The organism is Okeania sp. KiyG1 (assembly GCF_014132355.1).
Lineage (GTDB): Bacteria > Cyanobacteriota > Cyanobacteriia > Cyanobacteriales > Microcoleaceae > Okeania.
This window is the reverse complement of record NZ_BLZO01000099.1, coordinates 1-25,597: the sequence shown is the minus strand read 5'-3', so window position 1 is coordinate 25,597 and position 25,597 is coordinate 1. Positions and strand designations below refer to the sequence as shown.

Sequence of the window (25,597 nt, the reverse complement as noted above, 5' to 3'; positions counted from 1 at the left end):
GTCACATGAACACTCTATAATCTAAAGTATGATATGACTCAGGACATAACCCCGTGGTTAAATGAAATTAAAGCTCTTCAAGAGAAAATAGTAAAACTTCAAACAGAATTAAATGCCGCCCAGGATAGTGCTTCTAAGTGGTGTCAACTCTATAACACTGAAGCTCAACAACGACGAACTGAAACTCAACTGGCTCAAGAAACTATTCAGACTTTAAAAGCCCAGGCTCAGAAATTACAAGGTTTTCCATCTGTTGAAGGAAGTATAGATGAAACTGCGACGACTATTGAACAGCAAATCGAAAATTTACAAACTTTGGCTGAACTTAAGGCCAAAATCATTGAAGTAGTCCAAGAACGTGACCGCGCTTTTGCACAAGTCCAAAAATTAACAGAAGCCCTCAAACAAGAGAAAGTCAATCATACAAATACTCGTACAAGCTTAACAAATGCTTTGGCAGATGCAGTAGATATTCTGGCCAAAGCAAAAGAAAACAAACAACAAAAATCGGAAATTACTCTTGATATTCAGTCAAAAACAGAAGCCAATATTCAAGCTCAAAATCAAATCCAACTAGAGGAAAGCTTATCTCCCAATGCTGCTAAGTTACCGCCCAATGAAAAGCAATTGCCCCGCTTACCGAGTAGTAAAGATTAGAGAGAAAAGCTTAAAAGTGGGACAAAAAGAATTTTCCTTTTTCCTTCCTTTAAAACCCACATTCCCCACGTCAATTCGTAACATTAAAAGTAGTATAAAAGTTCGGTAGCTTGGTAAGTATTTATACCATGCAAATCATCTCAATTACTTTTTTCGTTCATCAAATTCCAACTAAATAATTAATCATAAATACTTACTTGGCAGCTATGATTTTATCCTAAATTCTGTCTCCTGACTCCTGACTCCTGACTCCTTCTTCTATGTTACATTTTGAAGTGCGGAATGTAAATTAAAACCCCATCACTTCAGCTACTGCCTCTATATTCGGCTCTATTCCCTGCCGAAACAGATTATTGCTATGTTTAATCGCCACATCTGGGTCTTTGAGACCATGACCAGTAAGTACACAAACTACTTTCGCTCCTCTGGGAACTTGATCTTTGACTTTCAATAAACCCGCAACAGAAGCAGCACTTGCAGGCTCGCAAAAATTCCTTCATTGGACGCCAATAAACGATAAGCCTCTAATATTTCTTCATCAGTAACTGCTGTAAAACTTCCTTGACTAGCTTGTTGAGCTGCTACAGCTTTTTCCCAACTGGCAGGATTGCCAATTCTAATAGCGCTGGCCACTGTTTCCGGTTGGACTACAGGATGACCTTGAACAATGGGTGCTGCCCCTGCTGCCTGGAATCCCATCATTTTTGGTAGGCGATCGCATTTTCCGATTTGATGGTATTGACAAAATCCCATCCAATATGCTGTGATATTTCCGGCATTTCCCACAGGAATACATAACCAATCCGGGGCATCACCCAAAGCGTCCACTACTTCAAAAGCCCCCGTTTTTTGGCCTTCTAGACGATAGGGATTAACTGAGTTAACTAAAGTAACAGGATATTTAGCGGCCACATCTCGGACAATTTCTAAGGCTTGGTCAAAATTTCCCTTGATAGCTAAGACTTCTGCACCATACAATAAAGCCTGCGCTAACTTTCCTAGAGCTACATAACCATCTGGGATTAAGACAAATGCTCGCATCCCACCTCGTCTAGCATAAGCAGCAGCGGCAGCTGAGGTATTGCCTGTGCTAGCGCAGATTACTGCTTTTGCCCCTTCTTCTTTGGCTTTGGATATAGCTAAAGTCATGCCCCTATCTTTAAAACTACCTGTGGGGTTAAGGCCATCATATTTGACAAAGACTTCTACTTGGCTGCCTATTTGATGGGCGATCGTCGGCACAGGTATGAGAGGAGTATTACCTTCATGCAATGTGATTACAGGAGTTTCTTCTGTCACTGGTAGATAGGATCTATATGCCTCAATCAAACCAGGCCAGCCTTGTAATTTTGACTGAGAAAAGGGCCGTGTTAAGGTCATTTTTAAGTTTTGAATTTTTACTGTAAAGTTTTAGTTTTTTACCTTAGGCCAAAGCTATAAATAACTTTTTGGTCAATTTGAGGTAGCGTATCAGCCCAGGAATTTTACCCTATTGAACTCAGATTGTTGACTTTTGAGGCTATTCAGCCTTTTATTATCACAGATATTGTCAGGTTATGTCAATATTCATCCTAATTTCTGGAGACTATATGACTATATTTAACTACATAAGACTATATATATGTTGAATGCCTATGATACCTTGATTATTTCATATTTTGCGCTTTATTACTTGTCACGTCGTTTCCATCGAGCCATTCAAACTGGCACTTTTCCCACTTACCGAATTTTTACAATCAAAACTTAATCAAATCTATGGTTAATAAGGATACCAAACCTTACTAATGTTATTGTATTATCCAAATGTTTAGTGTTGGAGATTGTACTCCAATTTTTTAATGCCGGAAGTTAGATAGTTTAATTTGTTGTAATTTATCTTAATATTCCGGTTACAATAAAAAATTAAGTCAAGTAAGTATAAATGGCTAGTAAGTTACTGATGTCTAACAGCGTATCCACTTTGTCCAGTGCATCTATTTCTGTAGATACTACTAAAAGGGTAAATGTTTCAGGAGTATCAAGCAATCAAAACTATACTCCAGAAAAGATGAAATCTTTGTATCAAACGGATCAACAAGTTAAGTTGCTCCATCTTGAGGCAGAAGTAGAAACTCTACTTTTAGAATTGCGGACTATCAAAGAGAGACACTTAGCAACTTAGTCTCAAAAGTTGAAAAATAATTCAATCAATAAAAATCGTGAACAAATAAATTATTGCTAAATTTGACGAATAAAAAATCAAATAGTAGCAGTAATCAAATCAATTAATTTACTCTAATAATGACAAGACTGTGATATAAAAAGAAAGGTTTTGCTACAGTGCTGTTGTGTACAAAATTGACTAAGATTCACTAAGTGGTAGTATGTCTTAAAAATTTCTGTTAACTACTTTCTGTGGTAAAAACTGCCAGCAAAATACTTGCGCTGGCGTTTTTTTTCGGAATCATAAATCTACTGCATAATACCAAGGGTGATAAATATTTGTTACAAATGGTAGGAACGTTGCATGCAACGTCCGTACGAAAGAAGGAAGAGGGAAGAAGGAATAAGGGGTAAATATTGGAAAAAAGGGGAAAACGATAGAAATAACTATCTAAAATAAACTGGAGCAGCTATTTTTAAGCATATCCGATCAATATCTACCTTTTCGTAGCATTCTTTTTTAAATTGGTATAACCACAAAAAATACGGAGAATTCAAATAATTTATGACAATATCAATTGCAGAATCTACTAATGAAAATTCTGAGATTAGAAACGAACAACTAAAACTAAAAGATATTGTAAAACCCTACCTCGTGAAGTTTTTCTCAAAGATAAATGGAAAACATGGACAATGGTAGCGGTCAATATTTTTATGGTCGTATTAGGTTACTGGGGACTAACAATTACACCTTGGTTTTTATTGCCCCTACTCTGGGTTTTCACTGGCACAGCATTGACTGGGTTTTTTGTTATTGGCCATGACTGCGGTCATCGTTCTTTTGCTAACCGTCGGTGGGTCAATGACCTAGTTGGTCACTTAGCGTTTTTGCCTTTAATTTATCCCTTTCATGGCTGGCGAATAGGCCATAATTATCACCACAAACATACGAATAAGATGGGTGAGGATAATGCCTGGCAACCTTGGTATCCAGAAGATTATGAGAATGCAGGTAGCTTGATGCAGTCAGTGTATCGGTTTATGCGTGGGAAACTTTGGTGGTTAGCTTCTATTGCTCACTGGGCAGTTGTGCATTTTGATTGGAGAAAATTTGAAGGTAAGGATAGGGAAGACGTTAAATTTTCTGCATTGGTAATTTTTGGGTTTAGCGCGATCGCTTTTCCTGTGCTTATCGCTACAGTAGGTCTGTGGGGTTTGGTCAAGTTTTGGTTCGTGCCCTGGTTAGTTTACCACTTCTGGATGAGTACGTTTACTATTGTTCACCATACAGTACCAGAAATTCCTTTTACTCCTGTAGAAGAGTGGAATGAGGCAGAGGCTCAATTATTTGGTACAGTGCATTGTGATTATCCCTGGTGGGTCGAGTTTCTTTGCCATGATATTAATGTGCATATTCCCCATCATGTCTCTACAGGAATTCCTTCATATAATCTGAGGAAAGCACATCAATTTTTGAAGGATCAATGGGGAGATAAGCTTTATGAAACTAAGTTTTCTTGGTCTTTAATGAAAGAGATAACAGAGAAGTGTCATTTGTATGATAAGACTAAGTTTTATCTAACTTTTAAAGAGTATGATGCTCAAAAAGTTTCCTAGTAATTTTAGTTAGGAAAGCAGTCAGCTATCAGCGATTAGCTATCAGCTTTTCAAGGTTTTTAATAGGGATTTAAACCCCATTAACACATACAACGAATTTTTCATTTATCAATTTTTATATAATCCGGCATTTTGACCGGATTTTTTTTATAGGGTATAGCAGTCGAAGCAAAGGTTAGGACAGATCAAAAGCTTAAAACTCAGACAAAGCAAGGTTTTTCCTTCTTCCTTCTTTCTTCTTCCTTCTTTCTTCTGCTATATCTTGATACTCAAAGGGATTAGGAAAATAACCCCAAGCAGAATAAAATTAATTGATAATACCACTTTTATAAATTGGTATAAAACTGTAAAAATACTGAAAAAAGTAATACAACTGAATCAAATTGTCAAGATTGACATCAATTAATCCGTTGGATATGATCGGATAAATTAATCAAGGAAAAATTCAAAATTAAGGAATAATCACCTTGAGTTTTAATCCAGACTTATGTCGCAATGAAAGCGAAGTAGAAAGTAAACTAATTGTTAGTTATCTACTGCCAAAATTAGGATACGGTATTGAAAATTGGCATCAAGAAGTAACGTTGGGTAGTATCCGTTTAGACTTTTTATCATTTGCTGCCCAGAAGTTACCTTTTCGTTTAGATGGAGATTCTCCATTGAGTTTAGTTATGGAGGCAAAACATCCGAGAGAAAATTTAGACCGCCATCTAAGAAAACTCAGGCGTTATTTAACAAGTATGAATGTTAAATATGGCTTATTAACTAATGCTAAAGAAATTAGAATTTATCAAAGAGTAGGAAATGATATTGAGTTAGTTTTTAGTTGTTTGGGAATTGATATTGATGACAAAATAGAAGACATTAAAGTATTAATAGGTCGAAATTATTTAGGGAAAAATCCTAATCCTCAGACAACAGAAATTACTAACGAACAAGTTAATGAAAATACTGTTAAATTAACTGATGAGACACAAAAGTCTGGAAACGAAAAAAATGAATATCAGGCGATCGCTCCTCAATATGAGATAAATAAAATTGTTAGCAATATGCCGGAAAGTAGGGCAAATTTAGTAAACATTGAAACAGATTATAATCCAATTAATCAAAGTAGGATAAATTCCATGAAAGTAATTGCTGTGTATCACAATAAAGGCGGAGTTGGAAAAACGACAACAGTAGTTAATTTAGCTGCTGCTTTGAGTAAAAAAGGTTATCGAGTTTTGGTGATCGACTTAGATAGTCAAGCAAATACAACATTTGCTACAGGTTTAATTAAATTTAATGATGAGCAATTTGATGATATAAAAGATTCAAATATTTATCATGTTTTGAGATATGATGAATCTTCTAGTATTCCAGAAGTAGCTAGAGTTTCTAGGTTTAACAATCCTGAAATTGATGTGATTCCTTCTCACATAAGTTTAATGCGAGCAGAAACTGAATTTAATAACCTTAGAAGTAGTTTAACTTCACTAATAAAGAAACTGAAACCAGTAGAAGGAAAATATGATGTTGTTCTTCTCGATACACCACCCTCTTTTAATTTGTATGCGTTTATTCCTCTAGTTAGTGCTAATTATTTAATTATTCCTTCAGACTTAAAACCATTTGCCAATCAAGGTTTATCAAATGTTAAAAATTATCTTCACGAAGAGATTAATAGTTTTAAGCAAATGATGAGTAAACCAGACATAGAAATATTAGGTGTACTGCCTTGTAAAATCAATCCTAATCCTAGATTTGTACAATATACATTACCAAAACAAATCCAAGCAGTTTCCCAACGTTACGAGCTTAATGTTATGGAAACAGTTATATTTCAAAGAGAAGAACTTGCAAGGTGTATTGATAAAACTCGCCAAGTTGGAGAGTTGCTAATACCTGAACCTAGCTCTATATTTGACTATGCACCAGATTCCTCCTCTTGCCAAGAATTTGAGTCATTAGCAAACGAAGTATTAAATAAAATCGGACTAAAATAATGTTATTATCTCCAGAATTTGTACTTGTAAAAGAAATTACTTCTAATGTGCCTCGTTCCGAATTTTCAGAATCAGATTTAGAACAAGCTGCTCAGTTAATTTTAAAAGCTGAAGGTACAATTAAACCTTTAGTTGTGCGTACTATTGGTTGGGAATCTTACGAAGTAGTTGACGGACATTTCGAGTATTATGCAGCAGTTAGAGCAAAAGAAATAAATCCTCGTGATGGGGAAAGAATAGGAGCATTTATCATTGAAGGTGATAAGGCAGAGGCGTTAGAAGAACAGGTGGAAATTTTCAGGAAAAAAAGTAGTATTTCTCCTGTATCTGAAGAATCTACAGTTATACAAGAAGGTACAATAAATTTAAGTGAGTTAGATAAGTTACTAGACAAAAAATTGCAACCAATAATAACAAAATTAGGTCAAAAAACTATAGAATCTCCTACTCATTCTCAGCCTATAGAAAATAAGAACATAGAGGAAAAACTGGAGAATATCGAAAGTAAAATTGACCAGTTAGTCCCCAAAACAAAGAGCGGAGAAATTGAGGAAATTCTGAACAACCAACTAGAAGTTATACGTCAAAAAATCAGTAATCTTTCCAAGCAAGAAGCTTTATCTTTGTTGACAAAAACTCAAATAGCTCTAAATAGACAACTTGAAGCTATAAAAAATGAATCTAATCAGCTACAAAAAGTTAATTTATTAACAGTAGAAACAAAAGAAGATATTCAGCAAGCTTTTGCAAGAGTTAAAGGTACAACTACAATGATAAATGCTACATGGGAAGCAATTAAACACTGGAAACAGTCTGGAGAAAACTTAACTTGGGAAAATCTTAAAAAACAAACTAAAAAGGGAATTGGTTTCGGGAAAACAACCTACGAAAAACTCAGAAAAATAGCATATATACCAGAATAGAAAGTAGCGGTCGCATTCCCACCCCCAAAAATACCAAATATCTGTAGGTTGGGTTGAGGTAACGTTAGCGCCAGCTTATCCGTAGGATAAACCCAACTCGTACCAAGATGATATGTTGAATCAATCCTACCTACAAGTTATGTTTATCCCAACGAATAAGCTCCGCTAACACTTAGTTCTACCCAACCTACTATCTCTCAAAATAATTGAGTCTAAAACCCCGCCTTTTAAGGTGAAATGTTTTTGGAGGATTGCTCACGCATCCCCATTATAAAAACAATTTCATTATTAATTATTAATTATTAATTATTAATTGTTGAATCACCCCCATCAAAAAAACTCTGACACCTTTCCCTCTGAGGACAAATATCACACAAATACTCATGCTCCGTCCGTGGAGGTGGGTCAGGTTGAGACTCCTCCCACCTTAACCACTCTCGCATCTCCTGTAACTTAGCAGGAACTAAACTCTCCACCACATTCTCTAACTTTTCCCACAAATAATAATACTCTCCCAACTCAGGTAAAACCCAATAAACAACCGCATCAACAGGCACTTTTTTCTTTTGCTTCAGTAGAAAACTATACAAAGCAACCGCCATTAACTGAGACGATACTTCCACAGTTTCATAAGTCTGATAATTAACCACACATAAACGACGAGATTCAAAATCAAAAATTAAATTATTAACTTTCCCCGTCAACTTTTGAGTCTTACCATCTGCTATTTTAAAAGTATAATCTAGTAGTATTTCCCTTGTAATTAATGTGCGACGAACTACAACATTTTCATGACAATAACGTCGATTTTTAACAATAATTTTAGATATATTTAAAATTAGTTTAGTTAATAGCTGCCAAATTTGATAGAATGCTGTTGCTAGACTAGAATCCTTTGTAATTATTGTGTCTAAATAAGGAAAGAAAATCGACTCATAAAATAATTGTTGTATTTGATGAGCGATCGCCTCTACCATCAATTCCTCAAACTGTCCCTCAAACAAAGCTTGAATCTTAGATTCCTGCCTAATCATATTCATCAACTGATTAGCTAAACCGAGAAAAGCACTATCAATTTCCTGGATATAATCTTTTGACAAAAATAGATGCTCGCCCCCAAAACGTTGTTTCAGATAAAATAAACGTGGGCACTCAAAAGCAACTTTAACATTGGTAACACTGAATGGGGGAGACTGTAGTTGAGGTTTATTAATTATTGGCATTGACAAACTATCCTGATTTTCCAGGTTTTTAAGCAGTTAAGAACGCTAAAAATTGTTCAAAAATTATTAGTTTTATCTACATAAATATTGATTTTTGTTTATCGTTCCTAATTTTCATTATATGTTCATTAGTAACTAGGAATAAAACAAACTAATTGTCGATCTAATTTTGATGTAGGAGTAATATTTTTTATTTTCTGTTCTCCTTCAAGCTCTTCAATAATTGAATCAATTTTTGACTGCTCTATATTGACAAATTTATTTAGTATATTCTCAATTATGTTTTTGCGCTCCATAAAACATTGTGTTTCAATTAAATTTACCACAAAATCCTTCACCTCATTCAAATCTAAATCACTTTGCTGTTCTTGACTATTTACTGGAGCGACTACAGATAAATCTTGTAATAAGCTACAATTGTTTAAAATTTGTGATTCACAAATTATTTCTTCTAACTCTTTGAGACTAATAATCTTACCTTCAATCGTTAATTCATTAGCGAGAGCAGCATTCACCAAACTATGGTATGTAGCCAAAAAATATACAGATTCCAGGTTTGGCTGAATATGACAATTTTTCAATCTACCTTTAAAAATTTTTCTATATATTTTATTGCTCATATTTTTAGCATTTCCCACCTCAGCAGCTCTCACTAAATATAAACTTTGACATAACTTTTGATCCACCACTTTCTGGCAACCATTCATTGTATTATAAAAACTATTCATATTTGGATCTTCCGTCCATATTACACCAATTATTTCCTCATTATTTTGTTGTTTATAACTCAAAGAATGACTAGCATACTTCCCACTTAATAATTTAGTTTTTACCTGCTGAAATTTCACAGCATTTAATACTTCTTGTAGCATTCTAATCAATTCTGGTGCTGCTAAATCAGTAATTTTATTAATTTTTTCTGAGTCTTTCTATATTTATCTTGCCAAATCAACTTAAAAGTCGCTAATTGTGTTTCAGGTGTTAACTGTTGAGAATTTTCTGGCTCATCTAATAATTTATTTTTATATCGATCGTATTCCTTACGTCCCAATTCTAAGATATTGCGAGGTAGAGTTTTACCCCGAGGAAACTTTTCTTCTAATATTTCTGTTGACAAAGGAAATATAAGTGATTTAGGCTGGGGTGTAGCCAGAGAATGCAAAGGACTCAAACGAGCCGCTAATAAACATTCTCCCTGTGCTAAAGTAATCGGCTTTAAATGAAAATATCCAGCATTTATTCTAGTTTTATCTGCAGGTTGAATCAATTCAAAATTTTGTTTCCAGGTACTCGTAATAATACTAATAATTATTAGAAAATTTTGTGGACAATGAGTATGAATATTAGAATTAACATTAAATAAAGCTTGCAAGTCCAAAGAACCATTTAATAACCGAGGAATATTATCAAGATTATCAAAACATAAAACAATAGGTTGAGATGCAGCAGAAATAATACCCAAATTAGTCATAATTTTCTGAGCAGAATCTTCAGAATCTATACTACTTTTAATCCCCAAAGATTTTAAATCATCTTCGTCCAAATCATCCCCCCGTAACCACTCACAGGCAATCGATATGTAATCTGGATTTAACAGATAATAAAGGGCACTAAAAAAATCATTAGGATTATAAATGCCAGAAGCATAAATACCTTTGAGATTTCTAATAAATACTCTTCTTTCACCAATAATTTTTTCAGTAAACTACTATTGTGGAAAGCCAATAGACCTTTTAACCATAGTAACAACTGAGAATCTATTTGACCCTCCGGAGTTTTCATCAGAGAATCTACTGTTTGACGCAAAATATGACGCCAGATGTAATCACTATCAGGCCAGGGATCGATATACACAAAAAAGGCTTTTGTATTGAATAATTTTTTGATTCTCCCTAAAAGATAACTTTTACCAGAACCAGAGTCACCAGTCAGTATCAATGTTCGGGGACGATGTTCCTGGGCAACCTGCTCTAGCACTATTTCTATATCACAGATAATATTTTGATGGATAGAATCAACATTTAGGGTAGGATTTTGTTGCTCCTGCCAAAAATTAATAGTATATAGACTGACTGGGTCAAAAGGATTAACTTCTCTTTGAATAATCCGATCTATAGATGCCATAGTATAAACTGGTAATATTTTTTGGACTGGTTAGAGAATTACGATAGCAGATATAGGAGCAGATATAGGAAAATTTATACCAGTTTCAAAAAATACTGCTATAGCAGTTGAAGCAAAGGGCGCGGACAGCTCAATAACCTACAACTTAGACCAGGTAAGATTTTTCCCTCTGCCTTCTGCTATACATTACCGAATAATTAAGGTAAAAATCCTCTCACTCGCTGTGGAGAAACAAGCGGTCGTAGCGCAGTTTCCCGTAGGGTGGGATGGCGTTTGCTAGCGCACAACTACGTTAACGCGTTTGCGGTAGCATTCCGGAACGGAAAGCGTCCCGGAGGGAATGGTCTCGGAGCCATATCCAATCGACCAAGAGAGAAAATATTTTCCTTTTATTCAATCCTATCCGTTTTAGGGAGAGGTAATTAGGGTTTGCGCTCAAAAGTCTTTTTTAAGGAGTAGGGGACCCACCCCTAACCCCTCCGGTGGAGGGAAAAGGGGAGTAGGGGAGTAGGGGAGAATTTTTTTGCCCAACTCTTGCCCAAAATACGCTCTTTCTTTGAGCATGAAGAGCTGAAAACCAGGTACAATTTCAAGACCTAAAAAGTCTAAAGCATTTACAGGTAAAGGTTTTAGATTTATTCAGCAAGCCCTAATTATCAATTATCCATTATCAATTATCAATTATCAATTATTGAAAGCGCTTTTGCTCATTGATGAACCACATCTTCACACATCAAACTTTGTAGGGACGTTCCATGGAACGTCCCTACTGTAGTCTACCCAAATGAAAACCGCTGTAAGTTTTTTTGTATAGCACGAAGTCTTTTGGCGTTTGACAATAAAATTTTAGCTGTAAGGGAACACCAGATCTGGGAATAGAGAAATGTCCTAAAATATTTGCGTAGCGCTATAGTTAGGGAATATCTTGATTTTGCCTTATGGAAAAATGCTAGTGGTGTACAAGTAGTGGTTTTTGCAGTTAAACTCCTTACGGTGAAAGGGGTTTATTTATGAATATCACTACATCTACAGGACTACCGGAAAAATTAAATCAAGAGCAAGGTTGACATCTCCAGGGGTTGAAACACCCTGGATTCTGTGGTTAGTCCACCCCCATTTGGGACGGGGCGAATAAATGTGAGGAATTTACTTCCGCACGCAGCCTCTCATAAATCCACATTTGCTTAAAGCCTGTCAACGGACTCCTAAGCTCCTCTAGATAGACAGAAATCTAGCTGTGAGTTTACTTTTTTTTTTGTTAGCTTTCACGAGTGGTTTTACTCGCACTGGTTGGAGCAATCTTCTCGCTGCTCTAGCTGCCTACTTGCTTTTCGGTGCCGAATGCGGAGCTAACAGCCGTCGTAGGAAGTTAATTCCCCGTCTCCTGTCCACCGGAATTTCACCGCAAAGCGCGCTCATGTCATGGCGACAAACCTTGTTCCTTATTCCGCTAGTATAGCAGACTTTTAATTTGCTTTATTACCCGCGTGTCGTTATTCAACCAGCCGTTAAAACGGGCGCTGCGTACTTCCTCCCGACGCTTTTTAGGTTTTCCCTACTCCCTACTCCCCACCTCCCCCACCTCCCCACCTCCCCACCTCCCCATCCCCCCCATCTCCCCATCCCCCATCTCCCATCCCCCACCCTCTTTATCTAATTACATCGATGCTACCGGAGATGATATTAGTAGGGAATGATAAAAAATAAACTTCCGCCAATATCTTGAGGGATACCTGCTTCAAATTGTTCTGGAGTGTAGGAACTTACCTCTTGTAAGGAGCTTAATTCTATTTGGTCACTTTTTTCTAGACGGTAAAGTGCTAGGTCTAGTTCTTCTCTAGATAAAGGAGGTTGTAATTTGTGTCGCAGATGAAAAATAGGTAGATAGTTATTTGTGCCTAGATTTTGGTCTAAGTCTCGAATCACAGCTAAAATCTCAGAGTCCTTAGGTTTGTTAGGCATTTGGGAGAACGGTTGTTTTTCTTGTTGAGGGAGGTAAAGCCAACAGTTGCTACGCATTAAATCAAGATAGTCGCTTAACATTTTTAAAGATATCTCTTTTGCAGTACTGCCAGAAGAATATTCTTGGCACAAAAATTGCTTTCCTTTTTCTGTTAACCAGACATCTTTGATTTTTTGATCGATAACTTTAATCAAACCTTGCTCTAGTAAGTCTGTGATAACAGCTTTCCTATAGCTACTATCAAGACCAGTCTCCGCTGGAGAAATAGCACCTTTAGCAGTAGCTTTCAACACTTTCAATTCTTCTGTGGTGAGTGAATTAACAGCTTTTTTATTATTTAGGAGTGATTTTCCTTTGGGTTTTATATTAATTTTTGTAACTTCTCGAGTAAATTTTACCAACCCTAGATCGCCAAGTCTGGAGCAAATTTGATTTTTCTCAGAGACCTTCATGTCAGACTCTAAGTTAATTTTAGTAATAGATACTTGATAATTTGGATAACTCAGTAATTTTAACAGAAATTTTAAATCTTTAACATCCATGCGATCGTCTGCTCCTCGCTTGCAAAAATCAGCAAATTAATATTATTATTAATCTGATAGGTACCCCTTGACTATTTTGTGCAAAAAAGTTAAAAAATAACTTCAGACACCAGAATGGAGTTACGCGATCGCTCCCTGATATGGCCAGAAAATCTACTGCCATCAGTTAATTCAGTTCAGAGCAATTTAAGCCGATCGCCATTCCTACAGTCCAAACTGGGCAATACCTAGTTAAATTGTAGTATTAAAGTGATAACTGCAACAAAAGGTAGTAAGTGTTCGCTGAGTTCAGAGCAAAAAATCAATTGCTACTTAAGATCGTAATTAATTGTCTTCCATAGTAAATGAAAGTATGCTAAAGTAATTTTGTGAAAGTAAAATCTGGGTAATAAAAAAATATACTAAGGCAGAGTAAAAACCAACAAGCCAAAAAAGTAATGTTGGAGATCGTACTTATTTATAGCTGTATGAATTTCTAGCCTAAAAATTAATTATAGTTTCCCAGATTATGCAATAATCATAAGTCCTGTTTGGCAGAACTAAACAGTTTGCGAACTCCCAGCACCTAATTCTATTTTATCAAACTGTGATGAAATTCTGATTTTCCCAATAGCTGTAACAGCTGAAAATCTTGAATTTCTCAAAAGTGATAAAGAGGAGTCACAAAGAAAATGTCACCGGGAGAATGCTATCTAGGCAGTATTAGCCCAAAACCTTTATTTGATTTTAGGAACCAAGGAAAAGTTGTAAGCAAATGGTTTCATCAACGAAGCGAAAAAATCGACAAGAAGATTTACCAGTACAACCAGTAAGTTTGGAGTTAACTCCCATATCCAAAATTACTGTACCAGACTCTCAGGTGAGAGATATTCCTACAGAAAGATATGAAGCCTTAGTTAAGAGTCTTTCTGAACAAGGCAGTAACTTAATCCCATTAATTGTCAGATTAACAGAGAATGACGATTCCGAGCAGCAGTACGAAATCGTTCGTGGTGCTGATTGGTATCAAGTTGCAAAAGAAGCTGAAATCAAGGAACTATGGGCCTGGATTTATGAAATGACAGATGAACAAGCAAAGATAGCTGTGGCAGAAATAGAGCAGTTAACTAAACCACCTGTTATAGAAACACCAAACTTTGAGCATCTAATGAAGCAACTTGAGGTATCATTCGATAAAAAAGTAGATTCTCTCACGAAAAAAATCGATCAATCTATCAAGAAAAATGAGGAGGTACTCAAAAAACAAGTAAAATCTTTGCAGGATCGAGGGACGGATGTTGTTCAAATTGAACAGCTCAAAAATTTGATTACAAATCTAGAAAATTCAGTTAACGATAAGGTAGAAAAATTGGCAAGAAAAATCACAAGTTCAACAACAAAAAAAACAACTTCTAATTCTTTATCAGGAGTGAATGTGGACTTATTATCAAAACAACTTGACGATCTCGATAAACAAATAGAGAAAAAACTCGAAGGGATTGTCAAAACAATTAATCAGTTCTCCCAGTCAGTTCAAGATATTGAAGATGACTTAAAAACTCAAGTATCTGCGGTTCGGCGTCAATTACAGACAATACCAGATGTTGATTCTACTGAAGAAGTCGCAGCTAAAACTGAGACACCACGTAAGACAACAACCAAGAGTAAATCAAGTTCTACAGGATCGTCGAGGTCTAAGGCGAGTACAACAAAAACTACTGCTAGAAAGACTAAAGCTCAAGCAGCTCCTGTAGAGCCGGAAGTTCCCATGGATGATTATGATACCAAGTCACTCAGGCAACTGAAGAAAATTGCCCAAGAGCGGAAACTTCGTGGCTATGCGCGTATGAAACGTCCTGAAATTCTCAAAGCTCTTCGAGAAGCTGACGCTGCTGCTAGTTAGAATGAGTGTAATCTGAGGATCGGTAGTGTAACATAGCGCAGGTAGTTAGCCTGCGTCAAAGATTAAGTCAAAAGTTGCTCATTACAATATCGTTTAATTTACGGAGTTCTGAAATCACCGTTTGGTAAACCTGTTGAAGATAGTAGGAGTGACTTTTGACTATATTGCTATGACTTTTTTGATTTGAATGAAAACAATATATACCAGAAGGAAGAAGGAAGAAGGAAGAAGGAAGAAGGAAGAAGGAAAAATCTTACAAAGAGAAAAGAGAATATTCTTGATGTCAAGCATCAGGCTTTCCTGCAGAATTCTGCGCAAACAGCTAGAGGTACTGTCAGCGTAGCTCCGACCTAGGAGGCTAACTGAAATGACGTTGTCTTAGTTTAACCTTTTGATCTGTCCTAACCTTTCCTTCGACTGGTATAAATTGATATTGATTACCGTAATGTTTCTTTGGTTTTAGCAATTATGCCCTAAACAGGACTTGGGCCAAAAAAATGGCCTGTATTATTACCGAATAATTAAGGTTTAAAGCCTCTCCTTTTAAGGAGAAACAAGAAAAAATTTTCCTTTGATTCAATCCTCTTCCTTTTAGGGAGAGGTAATTATCAATTATCCATTATCAATTATCAATTATTGAACAAGCCAATATCGAGTAATCATCATCTTCTAGGAAGATCGATCGAGTGACGATCGCTAAAAAATTATACCTAGTTAGGGTTTGCTGAAAAAGTCTGATGGTGATGATAAGCAACAGCTCCGGAAAGCAACAGGCAACAGTTTAGACTATCTGCTACGGCAAAATTTTCTGATAGTTAGGGGAAAAATATTAGCATTTTTAGACAAAAAGAGCCAAAAACCTTGCACCCCCTCAGCAATATTTAACCCTGGAAACCTTTACAGGTATTGATTACAATTTTATTCAGCAAACCCTAGTTATTTCCAACTTAAGTAGTTGCTTTTCTAACTCGATCGGCATAGTCTTGAGGGCGAATTTTCCTAAAACTTTGCAAAGCAAATTGTCGTAAATTTAGAGGTAGGTAAGATAATACTAAAGCAAATTTAGTCTTGAATGAAGTTCCTAGTATTTGGCTTGATTGTTGTAATAATTCTCTCCCTTTAACACTTTCACCCTTTTCAATTAATCTAATTCCTAGAATTTGTTTCGTCTGTGCTAACTTAAATAAACGTGATTTTTCCAATTTCTGGTCGTCAAATTTATAACTATTAATACAGAAAGCTTTAGCAGATAAAAAGTGAATATCTTGTCTTAGACTGGTTTGACGATTATGAAAACGATATTCCATAAGATATTCTGGAATAAAATATCCAACTTTTCCGATTACTGCTAATCTGACCAGTAAATCAAAGTCTTCACATCCATCTGCTTCAGGCCGCATATAATCAACTTCTTGTAGGCAAGAACGACGAAACAAAGTTGAACCCACCTGCAAACTTTGGTATTGAAATGTTTCTTTAAGTAAGTTAGGGATAATTCCTTGCTCCAACTTATCCTTTCCCCACTTAGCAGCATTCTCTCTCGTGGCAACTTCCTCTCGTTCACTTTTTTCATTAATAACCCAATGACTTGTACAGACAAAATCTACATTTTGCATCTCATCTAATACTGCCACAGTTTTCTCTAAAAATTCTGGAGTCAAGGCATCATCATCATCAAATTTGATGAAATAATCTCCTGTAGCAGCATCAAAACCAGAACGCATATTTTTACTACGTCCAATATTTTGAGGATGCTGAATATAGTGAATTCTGGAATCATTCCACTGACTAACTACTTCAGCAGTGTTATCTTTTGAGCCATCATCAGTTATGATTAATTCAAAATCATTGTAAGTTTGATTCAAAACACTATTTACTGCATAAGGCAGCAAATTTGCTCGGTTATAAGTGGGGATACAAACGCTAACTTTTGTCATAATAAATTAAATAATTTCAATAGATAATTAGCCCAGTATTGAATTATAAATAATGGTTAAATTGTTACAGTTATTTCTCCTAATTCATTAAAGATTCAGCCCCGGGAATATGACTAAATATTTGCTCTGAATATTCAAATATTTCCTGATTAAAAAACTGCTTGTATTTAGGGTCATCGGCTACTTTTTGCCATCGGTTTAAGACATCCATTGATGTTGCTTTGCCATCAAATTGTTTTCCTTCAAAGGAGCTACCTCCACCAAAACTCGTTACCCGGTCTATTCCTGCATCAGAAAATTCTATTTGCAGTTTCTCAGCAATGTTTCACTGATATTCAACATCAGCAAACCATTGATTATAATTTATACAAATTTTGTTGTGCTTGAGATAATTTGTTTCTCCTAAATATTCTTTTGCATAATCAATCCATAAATCAATCATGGTTTTATTCGGAGAATTTACTGATAAAAAATGTGTCGCCTTAGAAGATATTTTTAGTCTACTTGCAAACAGATTAAAAGGGTCTCTAATAATAAGTAAATCGTACCTCATAGCACTTTTTCCTAAGTATAGATCGTGATTACGCTCGAATTTATTGCTTGCTATCTGCTCCAGGGGAAAATCTTCATAGCTGTAAATCAAACAATCTCTTTTAATAAAGTTTCCCTTAGCTTGTTGGTGGTTATTTTCTATTGCCCATTTATGCTCTGGAAATTTATCTCGAAGATTTTCATACTTGTACCGATAGGGGTTTTGATTGGCTAATACATTATTAATAAATCCTACATCACCATTCTGTTGACTTTTAACCCAGTTAATAATGGCATGATTCCCAGTGCGTTTCATGCCTGCTACTCGAATTTCCTTTTGATTAACTATTTCTGAAAGTTTGTGTTGCTGGGTAATAAGTCTGATAAAATCTTCAACATTATGTGCTAGAAAACGCTTACCTTTCTTCAAGGCTAGATCGGGTTTTTTTAATGCTTTAACTATCTTGGATTTTTCCACCATAAAATTTATTTGTAAAATTAAAATATTTAGAGCCTAACTAAAATTAATAATATAATATTGTTATTAAATATAATAAATCACCTGTATATAAAGAAAAATCTAGAGGAACTTACTAACTGTATGCAAATCCTAATGCTTTCCTCCACCTTTCCCTATCCTCCTAGCCGAGGTGGTACTCAAGTTAGAACTTTTAATCTACTCAAATATTTGAGTCAAAAACACTCTGTTACTTTGGTAACACAACGGTCTCCAGATGTCAATGATTCAGAAATAGATTCATTGCGGTCTTATGTGGAAGAGTTGGCCGTATTTCCACGCCCCCAAGAACCAACAAAAGGAACATTAGTAAAACTAAGACGTTTTAGTAATTTTCTGATTGAAGGTACTCCACCAAGTGTTCTTTCTATATATTCTCCAGCAATGCAAAATTGGGTGGATGAGTTTGTGGCAGCAGGTAAATGTGAGGCCATTACTTGCGAACATTGTGTGAATGAAATTTATATTCGCCCGGAATGGCAACAACAACTAAAAACTCTAGTTAATGTCCATAGTTCGGTTTATGGTACTTGTAGGCAACAGTTAGAAACTGGCACAGCAGAAAAACCATTGCGAGATAGACTGAATCTACCTTTACTGCTTCGTTATGAAAAACGCTACTGCTCAAAATTTTCCTGTATAGTTGCAACAACTGAGGAAGATGGGAAACAACTACAAGAGTTTAACCCCAATAGTCAAATATCAGTTATTCCTAATGGGGTAGATTTTAGTCAATTTCCCTATCGAAGTAACGACCCCGGGGGACATCAATTAATTTTTGTGGGAGCTATGGATAATTTTCCTAATATTGATGCGGTTCGCTTTCTGACTTTGGAAATATTACCTAAGGTACAAGAGCGTTATCCAGATACAACTTTAGCTCTGGTAGGGGCAAGACCAGTACCAGAAGTACAGGAACTTTCAAATTACCCAGGAGTAAAAGTTACAGGTCGCGTACCTTCCATGGCAGAATATTTACATCAAGCGACCGTTTGTGTGATTCCGATGCGTACTGGTTTTGGAATTAAAAATAAAACTTTAGAAGCAATGGCAGCAGGTACACCTGTTGTGGCCAGTGACCGTGGTTTAGAAGGTCTAGCAGTTGATGGTGCAAATACACCACTCAGAGCATTAAGAGCAAATCAAATAGCAGAGTATGCAGAGGCCATTAGTCGGTTATTTGAGGATGAGCAGTTGAGACAGAGTTTGTCAGAAAATGGGCGATCGCTCATAGAAACGGAGTATACTTGGGAAGTTCAAGGTCAGCGCTATGAGCAGGTATTGCTAGGATGATGAAAAAGAAGATTTACGACTCTAAAGCTAGTTACAATCAAGCTAAGTTTCCTAAAGTTGCTAAAACAGCTCAGAAATCTGATAATCCTAGAACTAAGAAAACTCCACAAATTAGCCGGATAACTTCTGTCTCTAAATCTAGGCGTCAGAGGAGATTATCTAAATCTCAAAAGTTTTCTTTAACATCCTTACCTTGGAAAAAATGGATGCTTGAATGGGTAGGGATAACTTTATTATTTGGTGGCTCTGGTTTGATGGCAATGGGGGCATGGATTAGTGTAAAGTTAATTTCTGACCCTAATGCTATAGTTTGGTTTAATCAATTATTGCCACAGTGGACTCAATTTTATATATCCGGGAATAAATCTTTGCAAACTCTTGACCAGATTAAGAATAGTGTCAAAGAGGAAGGGTTTAGTGCCGGAGAAACTTTTTCTCTTCCTAGCACAGCAGGAGATTCTATTTTAGATGTATTAGTGCCAGTAATGAAGCAGATTGATTCTAGAGCTTCTTTACCCTGTGAAACTCCTTGTCGGAAATTAGTAGAGTTGCGAGTCTATCAATCAATTTTGTCTGTTAACCAACGAGAAGGGAGTAAACCATATTTTCGATTAGTTAATACTTTACCACTCCAAGGTCCTGCTGAGTCTTTTGTCATTTCATCTACTATTAAGTCTACTTCTGCTCCCCAAGGCTCAAATAAACCTTTACCTTTAACAACGGTACGTCGTTTTCAAGGCAAAGTTCCCACTGCTGGAGTTTGGTTTAGTGTCAGTGGTCAAAGATTACAAAACAATAAAACTATTCCTTATGGGCAAATTGTCAATTACAATCCCAAAAAAAATTACTTGAGTTCGATGTTGGAATGGAAAAGTTCTGCTGGTCAAGCTCCCATCTGGCAGGAAATGACTGGAGGAGGAGATCCAGAGTTGGTGGTTGAGCAAACTGTGGGATTAGATCCTGATTTTGATATTTATTGGGTTCAACCACGAAAGTTTATACTTAATCCGATTGAATTAGAGAAAATTTCTTTACAAGAAGCTCCTATTGGAGATAGGTATTATCAAGATACTCTGAGATTAGCTCGTAATGGTTTATGGTCTGGTGCTTTTGCTTTAATTCAACCTCTGCGACAGAATTTAATGGATAAATCTCAATGGCCTGAAAAAGCACAAGCTCAATTTGATTTAATCAAATTTCATGCCAAGATTACGGAAGCTCAGGCGATCGCTTCTTGGGCAAGTCCAAGTCAAAAGGTTTTGGCTGGTTTAATTGATGGTCGTTGGCAAGAAAGTCTCAGTGTGTTTGAAAATAATGTGAGCAGCACTTATGAGATTGGTAAATTACTGCAAAATGATACTGGTCGTCTCCGTAGTCGAGTTGATGCTGCTTTAAGGGTAAATCAAGCTGAAACTAATGCTATGGCTTGGGGTGCTTTAATTGTGGCTAGTCAAAATGGGCGAAGAAGGGCAATGTCGTGGTTAAATAGGCAACCTCAGACTAGCGAGGAGGCAAAGGAAAAGATTGGGAAGTTATTGGATCAATTAGATGCTGCTTTTGCTAAGAAGGAGACTATACAGCAGCAGAGAATTCAGCGAGGAGGAGTGTTATGAAGTCAGAAGTCATTTCAGTTATCAGTTATCAGTTATCAGTTATCAGTACCTCATGGAATAGGGAGGCTAGGAAAATACTGAAGTTGATTTTCTCTTGGTCGATTGGATATGTCACAGGTTTCCTCGCCATCCCACCCTACGGGAAAGCTCCGCTAACGACCGCTGTCTTGGTTGATTGGATATGGCGAGGGGACCTCGCCATCCCTCAACCGCTTTTTCATCCCCTTAAAAGAGGAAGCTATTTACCTTACTTTTTGGTCAGGAGTCAGGAGAAGAGAAAAAAGTATATAGATACATTTTTGGTAGTGTAGTGTATTGTAATTATTTTGGTTATAGAGCATGAGAGTGGGAGAATCTTGCTCCCTTAAGTTGAGCATTCCCATCTATCTGAAGTCTAAAGTTAAACTTGCAGTACGGAATAAATTTGTCAATTTGAGAGGAGCGAGAATGTCCTAATAATAATGGCGACTGCTGTAATATTTCTATCAGGACTTAAGGAAAGACACTATATATAGTAGAGAAAAACTATAGCACTATGGTATATATAGTGTTTTTCTGGGAAAAATGAGTAAGTTCTGTCTATAATTTTTCTATCAGGACTTAAGCAAAAGCACTATATATAGTAGAGAAAAACTATAGCACTATGGTATATATAGTGTTTTTCTGGGAAAAATGAGTCAGTTCTGTCTATAATTTTTCTAATATCAAGTCCGCTCGGGTTCGGTATAAAAAATTTTCCATCCTCGCGCCATTGCCACATCTTTCTTTATCTACCCATATATCCAAACTCTCCACCCTCTTTATCTAATTACACTGATGCTACCTGATTTGATATAACGTTACTATGGGGGTCTACCAAATTTTTTAGTTGGGTTTCCTTTGTCAACCCAACCTACTATTTATATTATTCGTGGGTTGAACCGTCTGGCATTGTTGCGCCTTTCAAGTTAGCTTTAGTATTTCCTTCACCAAAGTTTGTACCAGTTATATTTGCTTCTTTTAAGTTTGCTTTTTCTAAATTGGAATTCATCAAAATTGCCCCACGCAAGTCTGCTAAAGTTAGGTTAGCATTACTTAAATTAGTGTGACTCAAGTTTGTACCACAAAGGTTTGCTTCACTTAAATTAACACCAGTAAGTGTCTGATTATTAGACAAAGATAAGCTGACTAAATTGGCACCAGTTAGGTTGGCAGCACAAAGGTTAACTTGATTAAAATTTTGTACATTTTTTAGGTCAGTTTGACTAAGGTTGGCTGCTGTTAAATTAACATCATATAAATTGGCATGAGCAAAATTTGTTTGACTAAGATTTGCTGCTGTTAGATTAACACCATGTAATTTAGCAAAGACAAAATTTGTTTGATTCAGGTCTGCTAATTTTAGTTCTGCACCTTTTATAGATGCTTTACTCAAATTAGCTTTCTTAAGATTTGCCTCAACAAATTTTGTATTAACTAAATTTGCTTTCTTTAACTGAGCATTGCTTAAATTTGCATCACTTAAATCGGAGTTATTAAGATTAGTTTAATTTAGGTTTGCTCCTTGTAAGTTTGCTTCTCTTAAGTGTACATGACTCAAGTCACGACCAGCTAGATTTACTTCTGATAATGAAGCAGCAGGAGCAATAAAATAAACACCTAATTTAGTAAAATTAAAACCTTTTGGAAAAACAGTTGTTTCGCTACAAAGAGCTTGATTCATTGTTACCATTTGCAGCTTTGCTCCTTCAAATTTTGCGTTTAATAAATTTACTTTACTCAAATCAGCTTGACTCAAGTCTGCGTTAGTAAAATTTGCATTCCTCAAATTTAATCTACTCAAATTTGCTTTTTTGAGATTTGCACTACTGAAATTTGCATCATTTGATAGTTGAGAATTACTAAAGTTAACTCCACTTAAGTTAGCTTCAGTAAAATTTGCAGACTCTAAATTAGCTTCACTGAGATTCACATTTCTGAACTTTGCCTTTTCTAGTTTAGTGTTATAAAGGTTTGCTTTGTTCAAGTTACTATTAATAAACTTAGTTTGACTTAAATTTGCTGAATACAACTTAATTTCAGAGAGGTTAGCACTTTGAAATTTTGCTCCTGTCAAGTTCAAGTCTCTTAAATCTGCACCACTCAAATTTGCACCATTAAAATTAGCATTACTCAAATTTAATTTTGAATCACTAAAAGACTTTCCACTCAAATCAACACCAGACAAATTAATCCCAGTAAAATCTCGCTCTCCTTCACTATATCTACGCAAAAATTCCTCAGCACTAACCACAGGTTCTTGACTTTCTTCTTCCTCTTCTTCCTCCTGCTCATCTTCATCTACCATCATCGAAATATCCTGAAATTCCATTTCATTCTCATCAACAACTCCAGGCAAATATTCCACTTCTTCTTCCTCCTCCTCATCTTCACCTACCACCATCGAAAAATCCCTAAACTCCATTTCACTTTCATCAATAACTCCAGGCAAATATTCCACCTCATCCAAACTTTTCACACTTGCTGCAAATCTACGATTAATTTCCACCTCATCCAAACCTTCACCATCATCAAAACGGTTAATTAATCCTTGAATAATTTCTGAATCACTCGTCAAAACTCCCACTTCTCTTTCCAAACTTTGATTGCCAGAAGCTAAAAAATTATGACTCCCCACAAAAGCAAACCTCTCATCACACACCAAGAAATTTTCGTGAGTTCCTAACAACTTCAGCCGAAATAGACCAGGATAACTTTCTTCCAAATCTTGTAAATCTCGCAAAGCATTATATTTCCAACCTTTGCCAATATTCAAGCGATCGCCTAAATATCCCCAACCAATATCTATCTGACAATTGCGGTTTAAACAATTCTTTAATTTCTTCAGTAAATGTTCATCAATACTATTAAAGTTTAACCAAGGGCAAACAATAATTAATCGTGCTTGAGCTGTTTCTAATGCTTCGATTAATACATCACGACTATCAGTACGGTTAAATACTAATTGATTTTGATATTCTTCAGTTTTTTGCCAATTATCCGGAGATTTATCTTGAGTTTCTGTAGTTGATTTTATGGGATTATTTAAAGCTAATAATTCATCTAAACGTAGAGTTAAAGCAACAAAATTTTTCTGTAAATTTTCGATATCTTGTATTTCCGGTCGATGATTAAAATTTTCTATCTGCTCATCTAAAGTATGTTTCAATTTAACAACATATCTTTTGAGACTAACTTGTTGTTTTTCCAATTGTGAAACCTTAGCAACTAGAGCAGATAAATTTGATTCTAGGTCAGACATAATTACAGCAGTTTTCTAGTGGATGAGGTACAAAGTTTTATTGTTCTAGGCAACAGGCAACAGAGAATATAGGAATAAATAGTCTTATAAATGTACCTCACTATCCTCAAAAGTGCTGTAATTTGTAGATAATTGGCACATTCATTATAAAACATTATAATGACAATTTAGTTTGATAGTTACCGAAAAATTCAGGTATAAAGCCTCTCCATTCATGGAGAAAAAAGCGGTCGAGGGATGGCGCAATTCGGAGCGGCTCTGATAAGAGCGGTCTCCTCGCCATATCCAATCGACCAAGAGAAGAAAAAAAATCCTTTTATCCAATCCTCTTAAGTTTATAAGAAGAGGTAATTCTAAATTCTAAATTCTAAATTCTGAATTCTTGAATGCTCTCAAGCAGAAAATGAGAAATTATGTTACTTGAACTCACAAAAAAAACTCTAGCATTTTATCTGGAGGATATTGAAACTCCTATCGGTAAAGCTATTAATTTTATTCTGCTATTTTTGATTTTCTTTTCTTCAGCTATCTTTGTTGCCGAAACTTATCCAATTCCAGATAAAATTTTTATCAAACTAGAACTAATAGATCGTGTTATTTTTAGTATTTTTGCCATTGAATATTTACTGAGATTCTGGTGCGCAGAAAAAAAAATAAAGTTTGTTTTTAGTTTTTTCTATTATTGATTTATTGGCAATTTTACCTATTTTTCCAGGAATTTTAGAACTGAGTTTTATTAGACTTATCAGATGGTTGCGAATTCTCAGGCTAATTAGATTTCTCAAATTCAAAATTTCTATTTTCAGATTAATACAGAAGATGGAGTGATTCTGACGAGAATATTATTTACTTTATTTACAATTATTTTTATCTTTTCTGGCTTAATTTATCAAGTAGAGCATGGTGTTAACTCTGAATCATTTAAGACTTTTTTAGATGCTGTATATTTTTCGGTTGTTACAATGACAACTGTTGGATTTGGCGATGTCACTCCTGCTTCAGAAAATGGTCGTTTATTAACTGTTTTAATGATATTAACAGGTATTAGTTTAATTCCTTCTCAGCTTGGAGTTTAATTAAACAACTTATAAAAACAGCTAAAAAGAGAAAAAAGTATGCAGTGGTTGTGGTTTTTCTAACCACGATATAGATGCCAAATTTTGTAAAATGTGTGGTACAGAGTTGAGTCTTTCTCAAACAAATCATCTTAATGATATCAAATCCGGTTAAACAGTTATAGCTCACGGGGTGACAAGCGCCTCAAAAGTATTGTGGGGTAAGGGTTTAAAAATATATAATCCCCTTCCAAGAATTAAATGTTTTCTCATAATAATAATTATTCTGATAAAGAGTGAGCGATCGCGAACC

Annotated in this window: 20 protein-coding genes and 3 pseudogenes; 11 read left to right on the top strand and 12 right to left on the bottom strand. The window is 35.6% G+C overall.

What is annotated here, in order from left to right; genetic code table 11:
• Positions 1 to 33 precede the first annotated feature (33 nt).
• Positions 34 to 657, top strand: a complete 624-nt coding sequence (locus tag SAGCYANO_RS24220; RefSeq protein ID WP_202222422.1) for a hypothetical protein — start codon at positions 34 to 36, stop codon at positions 655 to 657.
• A 289-nt stretch (positions 658 to 946) separates the two neighbouring features.
• Here SAGCYANO_RS24220 and thrC read toward each other — a convergent pair.
• Positions 947 to 2,037, bottom strand: a pseudogene (gene thrC / locus SAGCYANO_RS24215) (threonine synthase).
• A gap of 559 nt (positions 2,038 to 2,596) precedes the next feature.
• On the opposite strand from thrC, the gene SAGCYANO_RS24210 reads away from it, so the two are divergent.
• The 4 genes and pseudogenes from SAGCYANO_RS24210 (at position 2,597) to SAGCYANO_RS24195 (ending at position 7,324) form a co-directional block, all read left to right on the top strand.
• Positions 2,597 to 2,818, top strand: a complete 222-nt coding sequence (locus SAGCYANO_RS24210) for a hypothetical protein (RefSeq protein ID WP_237396629.1) — start codon at positions 2,597 to 2,599, stop codon at positions 2,816 to 2,818.
• A 546-nt stretch (positions 2,819 to 3,364) separates the two neighbouring features.
• A pseudogene (locus SAGCYANO_RS24205) lies at positions 3,365 to 4,416 on the top strand (fatty acid desaturase).
• A 467-nt stretch (positions 4,417 to 4,883) separates the two neighbouring features.
• A complete protein-coding gene (locus tag SAGCYANO_RS24200) occupies positions 4,884 to 6,401 on the top strand; it encodes an AAA family ATPase (protein WP_202222421.1) in 1,518 nt (505 codons plus the stop codon).
• Positions 6,401 to 7,324, top strand: coding sequence for a hypothetical protein (locus SAGCYANO_RS24195; protein WP_202222420.1), 924 nt, complete (start codon positions 6,401 to 6,403; stop codon positions 7,322 to 7,324). The genes SAGCYANO_RS24200 and SAGCYANO_RS24195 overlap by 1 nt, the downstream gene beginning before the upstream one ends.
• Positions 7,325 to 7,626: 302 nt before the next feature.
• On the opposite strand, the gene SAGCYANO_RS24190 is transcribed toward SAGCYANO_RS24195, so the two are convergent.
• The 5 genes from SAGCYANO_RS24190 to SAGCYANO_RS24180 all read right to left on the bottom strand — a co-directional run bounded on the left by SAGCYANO_RS24190 (position 7,627) and on the right by SAGCYANO_RS24180 (position 13,176).
• Positions 7,627 to 8,547, bottom strand: a complete 921-nt coding sequence (locus SAGCYANO_RS24190) for a PD-(D/E)XK nuclease family protein (RefSeq protein WP_202222419.1) — start codon at positions 8,545 to 8,547, stop codon at positions 7,627 to 7,629.
• A gap of 128 nt (positions 8,548 to 8,675) precedes the next feature.
• Complete coding sequence (locus SAGCYANO_RS45540; protein WP_237396627.1) at positions 8,676 to 9,419, bottom strand: hypothetical protein; 744 nt, start codon at positions 9,417 to 9,419, stop codon at positions 8,676 to 8,678.
• Positions 9,420 to 9,439: 20 nt separating this feature from the next.
• A complete protein-coding gene (locus tag SAGCYANO_RS45535; RefSeq protein ID WP_237396625.1) occupies positions 9,440 to 10,090 on the bottom strand; it encodes a hypothetical protein in 651 nt (216 codons plus the stop codon).
• Positions 10,091 to 10,137: 47 nt separating this feature from the next.
• A complete protein-coding gene (locus tag SAGCYANO_RS45530; RefSeq protein ID WP_237396624.1) occupies positions 10,138 to 10,671 on the bottom strand; it encodes a P-loop NTPase fold protein in 534 nt (177 codons plus the stop codon).
• 1,683 nt (positions 10,672 to 12,354) lie between these two features.
• On the bottom strand, positions 12,355 to 13,176 hold the full coding sequence (locus SAGCYANO_RS24180) for a hypothetical protein (RefSeq protein ID WP_202222418.1): 822 nt from the start codon (positions 13,174 to 13,176) through the stop codon (positions 12,355 to 12,357).
• A 754-nt stretch (positions 13,177 to 13,930) separates the two neighbouring features.
• On the opposite strand from SAGCYANO_RS24180, the gene SAGCYANO_RS24175 reads away from it, so the two are divergent.
• Both SAGCYANO_RS24175 and SAGCYANO_RS24170 read left to right on the top strand, forming a co-directional pair.
• Complete coding sequence (locus tag SAGCYANO_RS24175; protein WP_202222417.1) at positions 13,931 to 15,058, top strand: ParB N-terminal domain-containing protein; 1,128 nt, start codon at positions 13,931 to 13,933, stop codon at positions 15,056 to 15,058.
• 183 nt (positions 15,059 to 15,241) lie between these two features.
• Complete coding sequence (locus SAGCYANO_RS24170) at positions 15,242 to 15,412, top strand: hypothetical protein (protein ID WP_202222416.1); 171 nt, start codon at positions 15,242 to 15,244, stop codon at positions 15,410 to 15,412.
• A gap of 593 nt (positions 15,413 to 16,005) precedes the next feature.
• On the opposite strand, the gene SAGCYANO_RS24165 is transcribed toward SAGCYANO_RS24170, so the two are convergent.
• From SAGCYANO_RS24165 to SAGCYANO_RS24160, 3 genes are all read right to left on the bottom strand, one after another.
• Positions 16,006 to 16,995 (bottom strand): glycosyltransferase family 2 protein, encoded by a 990-nt coding sequence (locus SAGCYANO_RS24165; RefSeq protein ID WP_202222415.1) that lies wholly within the window; start codon positions 16,993 to 16,995, stop codon positions 16,006 to 16,008.
• A gap of 79 nt (positions 16,996 to 17,074) precedes the next feature.
• On the bottom strand, positions 17,075 to 17,206 hold the full coding sequence (locus SAGCYANO_RS47985; protein ID WP_255502683.1) for a hypothetical protein: 132 nt from the start codon (positions 17,204 to 17,206) through the stop codon (positions 17,075 to 17,077).
• Between the two features lie 114 nt (positions 17,207 to 17,320).
• Entirely contained in the window at positions 17,321 to 18,007 is a 687-nt protein-coding gene (locus tag SAGCYANO_RS24160; protein WP_237396623.1) for a hypothetical protein, read from the bottom strand.
• Positions 18,008 to 18,127: 120 nt separating this feature from the next.
• Between SAGCYANO_RS24160 and SAGCYANO_RS24155 the strand changes: the two genes are divergently transcribed.
• Complete coding sequence (locus SAGCYANO_RS24155) at positions 18,128 to 19,336, top strand: glycosyltransferase family 4 protein (RefSeq protein WP_202222414.1); 1,209 nt, start codon at positions 18,128 to 18,130, stop codon at positions 19,334 to 19,336.
• Complete coding sequence (locus SAGCYANO_RS24150; protein ID WP_202222413.1) at positions 19,333 to 20,949, top strand: hypothetical protein; 1,617 nt, start codon at positions 19,333 to 19,335, stop codon at positions 20,947 to 20,949. The genes SAGCYANO_RS24155 and SAGCYANO_RS24150 overlap by 4 nt, the downstream gene beginning before the upstream one ends.
• Positions 20,950 to 21,853: 904 nt before the next feature.
• On the opposite strand, the gene SAGCYANO_RS45525 is transcribed toward SAGCYANO_RS24150, so the two are convergent.
• From SAGCYANO_RS45525 to SAGCYANO_RS24140, 3 genes and pseudogenes are all read right to left on the bottom strand, one after another.
• Entirely contained in the window at positions 21,854 to 22,105 is a 252-nt protein-coding gene (locus tag SAGCYANO_RS45525; protein WP_255502685.1) for a pentapeptide repeat-containing protein, read from the bottom strand.
• Positions 22,106 to 22,462 (bottom strand): annotated as a pseudogene (locus SAGCYANO_RS45520) (pentapeptide repeat-containing protein); the annotation flags it as partial.
• 12 nt (positions 22,463 to 22,474) lie between these two features.
• Positions 22,475 to 24,229 (bottom strand): pentapeptide repeat-containing protein, encoded by a 1,755-nt coding sequence (locus SAGCYANO_RS24140; protein ID WP_202222411.1) that lies wholly within the window; start codon positions 24,227 to 24,229, stop codon positions 22,475 to 22,477.
• A gap of 413 nt (positions 24,230 to 24,642) precedes the next feature.
• Between SAGCYANO_RS24140 and SAGCYANO_RS45515 the strand changes: the two genes are divergently transcribed.
• Both SAGCYANO_RS45515 and SAGCYANO_RS45510 read left to right on the top strand, forming a co-directional pair.
• Positions 24,643 to 24,915, top strand: coding sequence for an ion transporter (locus SAGCYANO_RS45515; RefSeq protein ID WP_237396622.1), 273 nt, complete (start codon positions 24,643 to 24,645; stop codon positions 24,913 to 24,915).
• A gap of 138 nt (positions 24,916 to 25,053) precedes the next feature.
• The gene (locus SAGCYANO_RS45510; protein WP_237396621.1) at positions 25,054 to 25,305 is read left to right on the top strand and encodes an ion channel; all 252 of its coding nucleotides are present in this window, start codon (positions 25,054 to 25,056) and stop codon (positions 25,303 to 25,305) included.
• Positions 25,306 to 25,597: the final 292 nt, after the last annotated feature.

Coding starts and splice junctions, on each gene's coding strand:
- SAGCYANO_RS24220 (WP_202222422.1), top strand. CDS start 34: ATGACTCAGGACATAACCCCGTGGTTAAATGAAATTAAAGCTCTTCAA.
- SAGCYANO_RS24210 (WP_237396629.1), top strand. CDS start 2,597: ATGTCTAACAGCGTATCCACTTTGTCCAGTGCATCTATTTCTGTAGAT.
- SAGCYANO_RS24195 (WP_202222420.1), top strand. CDS start 6,401: ATGTTATTATCTCCAGAATTTGTACTTGTAAAAGAAATTACTTCTAAT.
- SAGCYANO_RS24190 (WP_202222419.1), bottom strand. CDS start 8,547: ATGCCAATAATTAATAAACCTCAACTACAGTCTCCCCCATTCAGTGTT.
- SAGCYANO_RS45540 (WP_237396627.1), bottom strand. CDS start 9,419: ATGCTACAAGAAGTATTAAATGCTGTGAAATTTCAGCAGGTAAAAACT.
- SAGCYANO_RS45530 (WP_237396624.1), bottom strand. CDS start 10,671: ATGGCATCTATAGATCGGATTATTCAAAGAGAAGTTAATCCTTTTGAC.
- SAGCYANO_RS24180 (WP_202222418.1), bottom strand. CDS start 13,176: ATGGATGTTAAAGATTTAAAATTTCTGTTAAAATTACTGAGTTATCCA.
- SAGCYANO_RS24175 (WP_202222417.1), top strand. CDS start 13,931: ATGGTTTCATCAACGAAGCGAAAAAATCGACAAGAAGATTTACCAGTA.
- SAGCYANO_RS24165 (WP_202222415.1), bottom strand. CDS start 16,995: ATGACAAAAGTTAGCGTTTGTATCCCCACTTATAACCGAGCAAATTTG.
- SAGCYANO_RS47985 (WP_255502683.1), bottom strand. CDS start 17,206: ATGGATGTCTTAAACCGATGGCAAAAAGTAGCCGATGACCCTAAATAC.
- SAGCYANO_RS24160 (WP_237396623.1), bottom strand. CDS start 18,007: ATGGTGGAAAAATCCAAGATAGTTAAAGCATTAAAAAAACCCGATCTA.
- SAGCYANO_RS24155 (WP_202222414.1), top strand. CDS start 18,128: ATGCAAATCCTAATGCTTTCCTCCACCTTTCCCTATCCTCCTAGCCGA.
- SAGCYANO_RS24150 (WP_202222413.1), top strand. CDS start 19,333: ATGATGAAAAAGAAGATTTACGACTCTAAAGCTAGTTACAATCAAGCT.
- SAGCYANO_RS24140 (WP_202222411.1), bottom strand. CDS start 24,229: ATGTCTGACCTAGAATCAAATTTATCTGCTCTAGTTGCTAAGGTTTCA.
- SAGCYANO_RS45515 (WP_237396622.1), top strand. CDS start 24,643: ATGTTACTTGAACTCACAAAAAAAACTCTAGCATTTTATCTGGAGGAT.